This window comes from Paenibacillus nuruki, assembly GCF_001721045.1.
Lineage (GTDB): Bacteria > Bacillota > Bacilli > Paenibacillales > Paenibacillaceae > Saccharibacillus > Saccharibacillus nuruki.
Genome location: NZ_MDER01000086.1, coordinates 440,308 through 451,886, shown reverse-complemented (window position 1 = coordinate 451,886; position 11,579 = coordinate 440,308). Strand labels below are relative to the sequence as shown.

Annotated in this window: 9 protein-coding genes; 6 read left to right on the top strand and 3 right to left on the bottom strand. The window is 38.3% G+C overall.

The window, feature by feature from the left end; translation table 11 throughout:
* Positions 1–55: 55 nt before the first annotated feature.
* Together PTI45_RS22040 and PTI45_RS22035 are read right to left on the bottom strand one after the other, a co-directional pair.
* Complete coding sequence (locus PTI45_RS22040) at positions 56–1,186, bottom strand: MFS transporter (protein ID WP_069329725.1); 1,131 nt, start codon at positions 1,184–1,186, stop codon at positions 56–58.
* 168 nt (positions 1,187–1,354) lie between these two features.
* The gene (locus tag PTI45_RS22035; RefSeq protein WP_371748123.1) at positions 1,355–1,903 is read right to left on the bottom strand and encodes a TetR/AcrR family transcriptional regulator; all 549 of its coding nucleotides are present in this window, start codon (positions 1,901–1,903) and stop codon (positions 1,355–1,357) included.
* 151 nt (positions 1,904–2,054) lie between these two features.
* Between PTI45_RS22035 and PTI45_RS22030 the strand changes: the two genes are divergently transcribed.
* Positions 2,055–2,693 carry a LysE family translocator gene (locus tag PTI45_RS22030; protein WP_069329723.1) on the top strand — a complete coding sequence of 213 codons (639 nt, stop codon included), beginning with the start codon at positions 2,055–2,057 and terminating at the stop codon, positions 2,691–2,693.
* 113 nt (positions 2,694–2,806) lie between these two features.
* On the opposite strand, the gene PTI45_RS22025 is transcribed toward PTI45_RS22030, so the two are convergent.
* Positions 2,807–3,241 (bottom strand): DUF6843 domain-containing protein, encoded by a 435-nt coding sequence (locus PTI45_RS22025; RefSeq protein ID WP_069329722.1) that lies wholly within the window; start codon positions 3,239–3,241, stop codon positions 2,807–2,809.
* 222 nt (positions 3,242–3,463) lie between these two features.
* On the opposite strand from PTI45_RS22025, the gene PTI45_RS22020 reads away from it, so the two are divergent.
* The 5 genes from PTI45_RS22020 (at position 3,464) to PTI45_RS22000 (ending at position 10,834) form a co-directional block, all read left to right on the top strand.
* On the top strand, positions 3,464–5,041 hold the full coding sequence (locus PTI45_RS22020; protein ID WP_069329721.1) for a response regulator transcription factor: 1,578 nt from the start codon (positions 3,464–3,466) through the stop codon (positions 5,039–5,041).
* Positions 5,042–5,295: 254 nt separating this feature from the next.
* On the top strand, positions 5,296–7,086 hold the full coding sequence (locus PTI45_RS22015) for a cache domain-containing sensor histidine kinase (protein ID WP_069329720.1): 1,791 nt from the start codon (positions 5,296–5,298) through the stop codon (positions 7,084–7,086).
* Positions 7,087–7,638: 552 nt separating this feature from the next.
* Complete coding sequence (locus PTI45_RS22010; protein WP_069329719.1) at positions 7,639–8,922, top strand: ABC transporter substrate-binding protein; 1,284 nt, start codon at positions 7,639–7,641, stop codon at positions 8,920–8,922.
* Positions 8,923–9,114: 192 nt separating this feature from the next.
* A complete protein-coding gene (locus PTI45_RS22005) occupies positions 9,115–10,017 on the top strand; it encodes a carbohydrate ABC transporter permease (protein ID WP_069329718.1) in 903 nt (300 codons plus the stop codon).
* Entirely contained in the window at positions 10,010–10,834 is an 825-nt protein-coding gene (locus PTI45_RS22000; protein WP_069329717.1) for a carbohydrate ABC transporter permease, read from the top strand. Before PTI45_RS22005 ends, PTI45_RS22000 begins: the two co-directional genes overlap by 8 nt.
* Positions 10,835–11,579 lie beyond the last annotated feature (745 nt).

The window sequence follows — 11,579 nt, the reverse complement described above, 5'->3', positions numbered from 1 at the left end:
TATATTATGCGTTGCTTCTATAGAAATAAAGTATTTACTCCTATAAAGAGATTGATTATGCAGTCGTATTTGTTTTGATTTTAATCAACAGCCCGACCAGTCCGAGTCCGGCAAAGATCACAAATCCTACCGAATATGAAAATAGATCAATCACATTCCCCGCGATCAAAGCACCTACAAATTGCCCTGCACCAATCATCAAAAAAGAAAGGCTGATCCCCATAGAAGGTTGCTTGGTATAGACACGAGTAGACCACACAATACAGATACAGCTTAAAAAGATAAACGAAATTCCGAATAAGATAGCTGAAGCAAAGTTAAATCCAACAGACGGGATAATAAGCACTATGATTCCAATACTCATCATAAACATACCCAGACGATATGATGCAGAAAGTCCAAGCCGATTGATCCATTTTCCAGAACTACCGGCAATCATACCTGATATCCCCATCACAATCCAAAACCAGATCGCTGTCGTATAAGATAATCCTTGTTCTACCGTCAAAAAGCTACGCGAAAATGTCCAATATATCGCAGAACTGCTTCCAATAAGTAATGAACCTACACACAATGCTAGACTGTGTGGCTGAAATAATTGGAATTGGTGCTGATCTTTAGTACTAGACGCAATAGGATGCCGATGCGGTATATTTTTGCTATTCCAATATAGGGTGATCAGAGCAATGATAGCGAATAGTCCATAACTTAAGCGCCAGTATTCGGTAAATAATAAAGCGATGGGACCGGATAACACCATCCCAAAGCTTGTTCCACTATTGATCCAAACATTTCCACGATCCCGATCGGCAACAGGAAGTTCAGTAGAAGCCGCATTGCCTAGAGCAGGCGATATCCAACCTGTACTTAATCCAGCAAAGAACAGACTGATCGTTAATATTAATGTATTTGGCGCCAAAGCCACACCGGCAATCCCAACCACTACACTGATTCCAGATAAGCGGATTACCTGATAATGTCCCCATTTGTGAATAAGAAAGGGTGCTGTTAATAATGCCAGACAATATGCAATATACATCACTGAACTGATCCAGCCTGCATCAGTAGTGGATAAAGAAAGAGAAGCAGAAATCTCAGGTAGAAATAGTCCAAAGCTGTATCTGCCTAATGTGTAGCAAACAGCAATCATCGCTATACCGGGAAATATAATTTTTTTAGCGTTCATAGGGTAACACTCCTTTATGTATTATAAATATATAGAACGATCATTATACTTTTGCTTAAATAAAAAGTGAGTATCTATATACTCACTGCGATCAGATATACTTTTGAACCGATAGAAATGATTGATCTTGGGTGCCAATAGTATGGCTATAACAGAATACTTACTTGTTTAAGCCGCACGTACAAATAGTTTTTCGGTCATATCAATTAATTGGGCGCATACGGTGGCTGTATCTTCTGTCTCAGCCAGAGCAGTAGATCCTTCTAACAATAGCGAAAATTGTAAAATTTGTTGTGAAGTCAGGGAGGAGTCCAATTGCTCGATAAATTTCATCACATTTTCTTTATGACGATTCACAGTCTGTACGACTGGATGCGTTGGATCACCAGCAAATTCTTCTTTTGCCCGTAAAAACATACATCCACGTGATTGAATATCCATTAAACGTTGCGCATGCCCTTTAGCCAAATTCAATAAAATAGCTTCACGATCATCCGTCAGAAAACGATGCAGATACTCCATATATTGTTGCTCACGTCGCTTCAACACTTCTACGATCAATTCATCTTTGGAAGCAAAATGGTTGTAGAGCGTCATAATCGCAATATCTGCTTCTGTAATAATCTGCTTCAGACCAATCGCATGAAATCCATGTTCATAAAAAAGCTTTTCAGCTACAATCAGTAACGTTTCTCTTTTTTTACTCAATTGATACACTCCTTTATATAGAACGATCATTATATTTATTGTGAAGGAAAAGATGGATATTGTCAAACCACTTACATAAAGGTTAACGAATTGACTACAAAAGCGTATACTGTATAACAATCTTACATATGCAAAACTATAAAAAAGGAGAGACGGACACATGATTAGTTTTGGAACGATGATTGCTTTTGCCGCTGTCGCTTTAGGGATGGTATGTGCGCCAGGACCGAATATGATCTATTTGATTTCGCGTTCGGTAACACAAGGAAAGTTAGCAGGCATGATTTCTTTGTTCGGCGTGATGCTCGCATTTGTCGTGTATATTGTAGCGACCATGATGGGATTATCTGCGTTATTTCTGACAGTTCCTATACTCTACAGTATGATTAAATGGGCAGGAGCAGTGTACTTGCTATGGTTAGCGTGGAAAGCGATTCGTCCTGGAAGTGGAAGTGATCGTAATATACTGGAACCTCAATCATTAGCGATCGAATCGCCTAAAAAGCTATTTATAATGGGATTTATGACAAATTTACTTAACCCCAAAGCAGCTGTATTGTATGTATCGTTGTTACCACAATTTATAGATCCTGCACGGGGATCGGTATTGATGCAGAGTGCCACTCTAGGTCTGCTTCAGATTAGCATCAGCTTTATCGTTAATCTATTGATTATACTGGTAGCGAGTCAAGTGGTATCATGGTTCGGTAAACGTCCGATTTGGATGAGTATCCAGCGTTGGGTCATGGCAAGTGTGCTAACAGCACTTGCAGCAAGAATGGCATTCGATCGCAAATAAATAAGATGTAGCAGTATTGAAAAGAAATTCACATCATCCAATACAGAAATTCTCGAAACAGCCTAATGTGCACCCAACACGTTAGGCTGTTTTGATGATTTGGAAGAGGAGTTCTAGGATTTGCGATCATTATCATATTCTTGCGGAGTACCTACAAAAAAAGAAAGGGTCTCAGGTATTTCGGTAGTCTGATTAGCACTATTTTTACTTCCACCAGATTCAGTGTGTAGATCTTGAATTGCGTTAGGAATATCTTCTATTTTTGTACGATTTCCTGCTTGATCTACATAATAGTAATCGATTGTTCCTGTTACATTTGAGCCAGAAGTCGTAATATTCCCAGAAGAAGGAACTTGAAAAACAATCCATTTACCTTCATATACCAACGGACTTGCATCAGGTTGATCAAAAGTAACAGTTACTTTGCCTTTATATCCTTCAGGAATCAAAAATATATACTGTTGACGATCTTCTTTAAATATTAAGAACAGACTGGCACCTATTAAAACAATAACACCTAGAACTCCAAATACGATTTTTTTATTCATTGTTTTCCTCTTTCTATATTTATTTTTATGATATCTTTATTGTCATATCTATCTGACTTGATCATTATCATATTCAAATATTTTGTCCCATGATTCTCTATTCTGTGTTAGCATAAAAATACTAATAGATAAATAATAAACTATACGTTTGAAAACGCTACCATAAATGGTATTCTGTAAGATTCTTGTAGTCTTCAGTAGAGTTATATAGGGAGTGTCATAATGAAAGAACTGTGTAGAATTTTGATCGTAGATGATGAAATTCTGGTAAGACAAGGAATTAAACACTATATGGTCTGGGAACAATTTGGATTTCAGATTGTTGGTGAAGCATCTAATGGAAAAGAAGCGCTCGAACTGGTAGATCAATTGCAACCTCATATTGTGATTACCGATATCGTCATGCCAATTATGGATGGCGAAGAATTCACACGAATTGTGAAGCAAAGATATCCTCATATTGAAGTCATTGTACTGAGCAGCTATGGTGAATTTAGCTATGTACGTTCCACTTTTCAAAGTGGGGTAGCTGATTATATTTTGAAGCCAAAGTTAGAAACGCAAGAGTTGTTGCAAGTTCTACAAAAGACAGCACGTCGTATTCCTTCTCTTCAATATAATGAAGATAATGATCAAGAGTTATTATCGATTGATCATATTATAGAAAAAGTGATCTCCGGATATGAAGTGAATTATGGACAAGAACTGATCAAGCAAGCTTTCCCGTATGAGCATTATTGTCTGATCGGCGTTCAGCCTTCCGGTTATATTGCGAACAACCATACGTCTGCGGCTGTACAAAGTCACTTATCTACTCTAGGAATGAGACTGGCAGAGGTGCTTGAATCGCTAGGGACATCGATTGTATTTCGACCTGCACCGGTCAGTGATTCCGGTCTAATTGTATTTCTGGTGAATCTGGAAGAGTCTAAATATTCAACGTTAGTGACCGTTATTCAGCAATTAGCCGATGATATTCATGCTCAGTCTCCACAAATCGGTTGGGTGATGAGTAGTCCTTTTCATACATTTGAGCAGATCGATCCGGTGTATCATCAACAGATTTTGAAATTGTTAGACTATCGCTTTTATTTCCCGGATCGCAGACTCATGTTAGAATCTGAACTTCCGCCACCGGTTGCAGTACAAGGTGCTTTCAACCTAAAGCAATTTGCTGAAGAGATGAAGCGAGAGCATTTTGAATTTGCTTTCCAAGAATTGCGCCAGTATGTCACAGCGATGTCGGGGAACTATGTCTCGACTCCGTTTGAGTTGAAATCGTTTCTAGGAAATGTCGTATTCAATATTATTACACTGCTTGGTAATCTGGATTATGATGTTGAACAACTGGATGCTGAGAAATATAACTATTTCAAACAGATTAACGAAGCCGAGCACATTAATGAAGCAATCGATTTGTTGAATCGCTTTTTATTGGTAGTTGATCAGCAGATTGCAGCACGTACACAGCCGAACAGTAACTCGAATATGAAAAAGTTATTAGAGTATATCGATATTCATTTTGCAGAGTCGCTCAGTCTGACCGGGCTAGGCCAATATTTTCATTTTAACCCTTCTTATTTATCCAGCTATTTCACAACGCATAATAAAGAAGGATTTAGTGAGTATTTGAACAAAATCCGTGTCGAAAAAGCCGCCGCCATGTTAAAAGAAGACGAGTTCACGATTGCAGATATCAGTAGCAAAGTAGGCTATTCCGACCCTAGTTATTTCACCAAAGTATTCAAAAAACTAACCGGACTATCCCCAAGCCAATACCGACGTAAACACTTGCGTTAAGCGCTTGGCAATATAAGCGCGACCTAGTTCAATAAGAAAATGATTTTTGCGTAGCAAAATATCTTACATCAAGCGCTTGGCAATATAAGCGCGACCCAGTTCAATGAAAAAGTGATTTTTGCGTAGCAAAATATCTTACAACAAGCGCTTGGCACCATAAGCGCGACCTAGTTCAATAAGAAAGTGATTTTTGCGTAGCAAAATATCTTACTATTATAGTATGTAATGAATGGGTTAAAGAAAAGGGAATGAGTATGAAAAAAAGTATCGACAATTTCAAACAGCAAGGTCTGTTTTTTAAATTGTTTATTGTTATGGTGGTCAGTATCATTGCTGTTTGTTTGTTGACTTCGCTCGTAACGATTCGAATGTCAGAGCGACTATTTGCCGAGACATTCAGTATCACCAACTCGAAAGTGTTGAATCAGATTAAAACAAGCTTTGAGTCGTTTAACGATTCGATTGTAAATGCAGTTAGCCATGCCTCTCAGACGGCTACCGTCAAAAGCTTTTTAACGAGCGGTGAAGGCGATTCGATCGCTACAGGTAGTTCTTATTTCAGTATGGGTCAACAGATGAAGCAGATTAAATCAAATGTAGACGCTTATGAAGTAGGCGTAACGGTCATAGGAGTGAATGGCAGAAGTTATGCTTCCGATTATGGATACTGGCCTATTCCAATGCATACGTTGTCTGAAAGTATGATTACCAAGAATACGATCGCTGAACCGAGACGGCTGATGTATCAGTATGATGAAGAATCAACAGCTATCGATCAGCCGGCAGAACATTATATTATTGCTTCCAAAGCTTTGATGGAGCGTACAAGTAACTTTCTGTATGGAACCATCTATATAGCCATTCAAGAGCGGGAATTCAAACGTTTTTATAGTAATTTTACCAGTACAGGCAACGATGTTCTGATTCTGAATGCGAGTGGACAGATTGTATCGAGTAATCGAGATGATCTGATTGGTTCTTTTTCACCGGAGCTCCTCAATTATGCGACCCAGATTAACAAAAAACATCTGGATTATATGGATGCGGATGTCATGGGTAAAGATCATATTATTTTATCGAATTATGTACCTGAATATGATTTTTATCTGGTTAATTTGGTTGATCGGGAATTTGCTGTTGGACAGATTATCAATGTGCGTTCGGTGGCACTGATCTGTATTGCGATTGTCAGCGGAGCGTTGTTGATTGTATTTTTAATTTCACGTCGATTGACCCAATCATTGACCCGTCTGGTGAAGCAGATGTCTACGATTACGGAGAAAAATTTTGATAATTATATTCAAGTGAGTGGAAGTTATGAAGTTCAGGAGTTAGGTCGAGCGTATAACTATATGCTGGATGAACTGAATGATTATATCGAACGTTTAATTCAGACGCAAAAAGATCAACGGAATGCAGAGTTAGCTGCATTACAACGACAGATCAATCCGCATTTCCTGTATAATACGCTTGCTTCGATCAAAATCCTAGTGCAAAAAGGAAACAAAGAAACGGCTGCGGAGACGATCAATGCACTGATTTCATTATTGCAAAATACAATCAGTAATGTCAGTGAAACGATCACGATTGAACAAGAGCTGGGTAATATGAAAAACTACGTATTTATCAACCATGTGCGGTATGGACAACGCGTACAAGTAAATTATTTCGTTTCTCCAGATTGTCTGGAATACCATGTGCCCAAATTGATTATTCAACCATTTATCGAAAATGCGTTTTTCCATGCGTTTAATGAAAAACAAAACGGTATCATCTATATTATGGTGTCTCAATCCGATGGTGTACTGACCTGCGAAGTGGTCGACAATGGAGATGGCATGGACGGTCTATCTGAAGTAGGCGAACATAACCCGCTACCGAATCCGAAAAGCAAACGTCAATTATTCACAGGCATTGGCATCCAGAACGTCCACAACCGCATCACACTGCTCTACGGCGAACAGTATGGAGTAACTATTTCCAGTACCAAAGGCGAAGGCACCAAAGTCAAAATCACCATGCCTTTAATTTTAGAACAGCAATAACCTATAAAAAATACAAAAGACATCTACTATATCCCGTGTTCTAAACGGTATAAAAGATGTCTTTTGTAAATAGAAGAAAGGTAGACACTTAGAAATAAGCGCCTACCTTTCTTCTATTTATAATGAAACAATCTATAAATATTCCTATTTTAAAAACACCAAGTATTTAATCCATAAACTTAACTCGATCTTTCTATATATAGTAGGCACAAATTCAAGATAGCTATATATTCACCAAGCCACTCCAATCTATTCTAATCCTCATTCTTTCCTGCCCCCCGCTCCCCAACATTCAAATTGGTGCTCTAAATAAGCTATCCCCGAAGCGGTCTCCCTAAATTCCGCTCATACTCACTAATCCCACCCTACTTTAATCTACATTTTATACCATTATCCAAATATATTACTAATGATAACGCTATCAAAAAATTTAAATATAAGAAAATCACAAATCCTTACAAAGATAGTCATACCGTCTTCAAATCAAGAGGTGTTAAGATAAATATACCAAATGGTAAACGCTTTCAAAAAAAGAACAGGGGTTGAACAAAAATGAAAAAAATGATGTTTCTTTTACTAGCAACCGTTTTCATGTTATCTGCATGTTCCGGTAATGCTGGTAGCGGTGCAAGTTCTGATCCAGCTAAAAAAGAAATCACAGTATGGGCATGGGACGCTAAATTTAACATAGCAGCATTGAATTTAGCTAAAGAGAGATATATGGCTAAGCATCCTGATGTTACGATTAACATCATTGAAAACGCTCAAGCGGATATTGTACAAAAATTAAACACAGGTTTGAACTCTGGTACAACTAAAGGTCTTCCAAACATTGTGTTGATCGAAGATTATCGTTCACAAAACTTCTTGCAAGCGTATCCAGATTCTTTCCGTGATATGTCTGATTCGATTAAATCAGCAGACTTTGCAGATTACAAAGCAGGTCCTACTAACTACAACGGCAAACAATATGGTGTTCCATTTGATTCCGGCGTAACTGGTATGTATGTAAGAACGGATTATCTTAAAGAAGCAGGTTACACACCTGAAGATATGCAAGATATCGACTGGGATAAATTTATCGAAATCGGTAAAGCAGTAAAAGCTAAAACTGGTAAAGATATGTTAACTCAAGATCCAAATGACTTGGGATTGATTCGTGCAATGATCCAATCTGCAGGTACTTGGTATCTTAAAGAAGACGGTAAAACACCTAACATTGCAGGAAACGCAGCTTTGAAAGAAGCTATGGAAGATTACAAAGCAATGTTTGATGCAAATATCGTAAAAACGAACTCTGACTGGAGTCAATTCTTGGCTGCATTCAACAGTGGTGCTGTAGCATCTGTTCCTACAGGTAACTGGATCACACCTTCTGTTAAAGCAGAAGCTTCTCAATCTGGTAAATGGGCTGTTGTTCCATTCCCAACATTGAAAAACACACCAAACTCTGTTCACGCATCTAACATTGGTGGTAGCTCATGGTATGTCATGAACGTAGACGGACAAGATACTGCTGCTGATTTCATGAAAGAAACATTCGGTTCTGATAAAGAATTGTACCAAGATATGTTAAACAAAATTGGTATCATCGGTACGTTCAAAGCAGCTTCTACAGGTTCAGCTTATGACAAAGCAGACGATTTCTTCGGCGGACAAAAAATCTATGCTGACTTTGCAAAATGGACTACAGAAGTTCCTAACGTAAACTACGGTCTACACACGTATGCTATCGAAGATATCATGGCTGTAGAAGTACAGAACTACCTTGCTGGTAAAGACATTGACTCTGTATTGAACGATGTTCAAGCTCAAGCAGAAGCTCAACTGAAATAAAACATTTTGATTCATTAAAAAATCATACTGTACCCGATCTGCTCAAAAAGTGGATAGAGAAAGCTTGCTGGGCGTAAGGCAATAGAAACAGCAATGAAACCTTGGGCTTTGCCGTTCAAGGTTTTATTGCCGTATCTAAGCCATAAATAAAAAAATAAAACGACCACAAGCGATATAAAGGAGATGAAAGAAATGAAAGCAGCTCAACCTCAATCCAAGTTCGGCCCTCGTTTCAAAGCTGGCTTAACAGGATGGTTATTTATTGCATTAGCCGTTTTGATGATATGTGCATTTTACTTTTATCCAATGATTCAAGCACTTATTCTTTCGTTCCAAACGGGAACAGGCTCGAATCTATCATTCAATGGTATTGATAACTACGCTCGTCTGTTTACAGATGATATGTTCCTTACAGCAGTAAAAAACACATTTATTTATTTGATTTTCCAAGTACCTTTAATGGTTGTGCTTGCTTTGTTCATCTCTGTATTATTGAACAATCCTCGTTTGAAATTTAAAGGATTTTTCCGTACAGCTATTTTCTTACCTTGTATTACATCTCTAGTTGCTTATTCTGTTGTATTTAAATACCTTTTCTCTTCGGATGGTTTGGTTAATGCGTTATTGCTTAAAGTGCATTTGATTGGTGCTCCGATTGAGTGGATTGCTGATCCGTTCTGGGCAAAAGTAACGATTATTCTCGCTATTACATGGCGCTGGACAGGTTACAACATGATTTTCTATCTATCTGGACTACAAAATATCGACAACTCTATTTATGAAGCAGCACGTATTGATGGTGCTTCCGCTATTCGTCAATTTTTCAGTATTACTATTCCTATGCTAAAACCTATTATTTTGTTTACATCGATCACATCGACAATTGGTACATTGCAACTGTTTGATGAAGTCGTCAATATTACCAAAGGTGGACCCGGTAATGCGACAACATCCATTTCGCAATATATCTACAATCTGTCGTTCAAATATTCAGCAGACTTTGGTTATGCAGCAACCGTATCGTATTCTATCGTAATTATGATCATCATATTAGCATTTATCCAGTTCAGAGTGGCAGGTGATCGCAATGAATAAATCCAAAACGTTTTTCACTTATATTTTCTTGAGTATCGCTGCATTTATTTCGATTTTCCCGTTTTTCTGGATGCTCGTCAGCGCAACTAACCTTTCGGTAGACGTTACACAGGGTCGATTGCTTCCCGGTTCTCATTTGATCGAAAACTTCCAAAAATTAACGAGTTCTGTAGATATTATAGGCGCATTAGGCAACTCTGCTAAAATTTCGATCAGTACAACGATTTTGGCATTGTTAATCGCTTCGCTTGCAGGTTATGGATTTGAAGTCTATCGCAGTAAAGCAAAAGATATCGTATTTAACATTTTACTATTGTCGATGATGATTCCTTTTGCAGCGATGATGGTTCCGTTATATCGTATGTTCGGTAAAATCAGTAATGTGGTACCAGTGATTGGAATCGATACATTAGCATCAGTTGTGATTCCAACCGTTACTACAGCATTCCTTATTTTCTTCTTCCGTCAAAGTACCAAAATGTTCCCGAAAGACTTGCTTGAAGCAGGTCGTATGGATGGATTAACCGAATTGGGATTGTTCTTCCGTGTATACATGCCAACAATGAAAACAAGTTATGCAGCAGCAGCAATTATTACATTTATGTCGAGCTGGAATAACTACCTATGGCCTTTGGTTGTTTTACAATCGCCAGAAAATCAAACGATTCCGTTGCTTATTTCTAACATGGGATCCAGTTATGCACCAGATTTCGGTATGATCATGATCGCTATCGTGTTCTCTACATTACCTACAGCTATCGTCTTCTTCGTTATGCAGAAGCACTTCGTAGCAGGAATGGTTGGATCGGTAAAATAAATCTCCGAGTTGTGGAGAGTGGCTGTGGTTGTTGATGGGGACCGCTTCGTCTAAGGAATTGTCCTTGCCGCCGCTGGTAAAGATAAGTGCTTTGAATGACTGCCAAGCAGTCGCATTTATCTTTAAAGGCGACGTTCAGGACAATTTCCTTAGACTCCGCTCTGCCGCATCACAGCCACTTTGCCATGTCCACAAAAAAGAGATTTAGTTTTACTTCGAGTAGGTGGGCAGGGTAGGAATAAGAGATTTGAATTTTTAGGTTTGAGAATTTAGGACTTATAATTTTGGTTTAAAATCTAGAATTTAGAACGTAGAGATTTTAAGAATTAGGGTTTGATAAGATTTTAAGGTTCCGATTTAGTAGTGCTTTAAGCTTATTCGATTTTGGGAGTAGCTTGAAATGAACTAGTTTGAGATCAAAGGCATTGTGATATCGATGCTAAAGCGAGACTAAATATCATTATTTATGTAATGAAGAAACCATATAGCCAAAGCGCATACGAGATCAAAATTCCAAAGCGACAATGTACTTCAAAATGATAATGTACTCTAAAGGACGATGTAAGGTGTAATCTTTCTGCGGAGACGCATTCAAATGGAGTAGCAGTTACCTCTAGCGGAGGGGAATGGTTATTCTGAAAGTCGCCTTTAAGACAAGGATATCGACCACTCAGTGGTCCAATCAAGACATCCCAGTCTTACCAGCGACGGCAAGAATAACCCTTCCCCGCAGCGCTAGTCACTC